A 996-nucleotide genomic window follows, 5' to 3' on the forward strand; every position below is an offset into this window, starting at 1 on the left:
GGGACGTGGACGGTGGTGTGGGTCGTCCTGGCCCCGGCGCCGACCTCCTCCGCGCTGAAATCGATGCGGCCGGAATCCCGGAGCAGAGGGAGAGGGACACGGCGCACCGTGCCTGTCTCGCCGTCCTGGAGCAGCGCTTCGAACTAGGGCGTGTTGTGAAAGTGCTTGCTGTGAGTTCGGGGGCGAGCGGAGCGGTGGCCCTTGATCAACGCGGCCGGGCTTCATAACCTCGCTCGATGGGACATGACGACCTTCCGACTCTTGAACTTGCCTTCCCGGGTCCGGAACGTGACCGTGGTGTGGCGGCGATCCTGAGCGGTCAGAAGACCGCGCTCACGGGTCTCCTGGAGATCTACGAACACGCCGGCGAGGCAGTGCCGGTGACCGGACAGCGATTCTGGGTGCTTGATTCCGAAGGTCGTCCGGCCGTCACGATCGAGCTCGTCAACGTGCGCGTCGTTCCCATGAAGGGGATCGACGACGACTTCGCGCGAGCAGAGGGACGCGGCTACTCCGACGTGGCGGAGTGGCGGGCAGCGCACGAAGAGTTCTTCCGGAGCGACGGCGTGAGCGAGTACCTGGGACGCACCCCGGTCATTGATGACGACACTCTTGTCGTTGCAGAACGCTTCCGAGTGGTCGAGCCCGACGACTCGGGTGGTCCGTGACCCGCGTCCGACTCGATGGGAGTCCGGGAGGATCAACCCGACAGGCCCTGTGGGTGCTGGGACGGCTGCGGGTCATAGCCACTCGTTGATGGCTGCGACCAGTACGGTTGCCTCGTAACGGACCGCGAGCTCGTCATATCGCGTGGCGACGGCTCGGTGGCTCTTCAGCCGGTTGATCCCGCATTCCACCGCGTGGCGCTCCTTGTAGTCGGCCGTGTCTAACTTGGGCGGTCGGCCGCCTTGGGAGCCGAGCTTCTTGCGGTTGCGGACCTGGTCGGCCTTCTCCGGAATGGTGCACGCGACACCTCGTCTGCGCAGGTAGGCGCGG

Annotated in this window: 1 protein-coding gene and 1 pseudogene; one reads left to right on the top strand and one right to left on the bottom strand. The window is 65.9% G+C overall.

Features of this window, described 5'->3' with window-relative positions:
- The first annotated feature begins 236 nt into the window (after window positions 1-236).
- The gene (locus tag CCL05_RS32985) at window positions 237-668 is read left to right on the top strand and encodes an ASCH domain-containing protein (protein ID WP_086564331.1); all 432 of its coding nucleotides are present in this window, start codon (window positions 237-239) and stop codon (window positions 666-668) included.
- Window positions 669-740: 72 nt separating this feature from the next.
- Here the strand turns inward: CCL05_RS32985 and CCL05_RS32990 are convergent.
- Window positions 741-996: pseudogene (locus CCL05_RS32990) on the bottom strand (IS5 family transposase); the annotation flags it as partial.

It is taken from the genome of Streptomyces africanus (assembly GCF_002150735.1).
Classification (GTDB): domain Bacteria; phylum Actinomycetota; class Actinomycetes; order Streptomycetales; family Streptomycetaceae; genus Streptomyces; species Streptomyces africanus.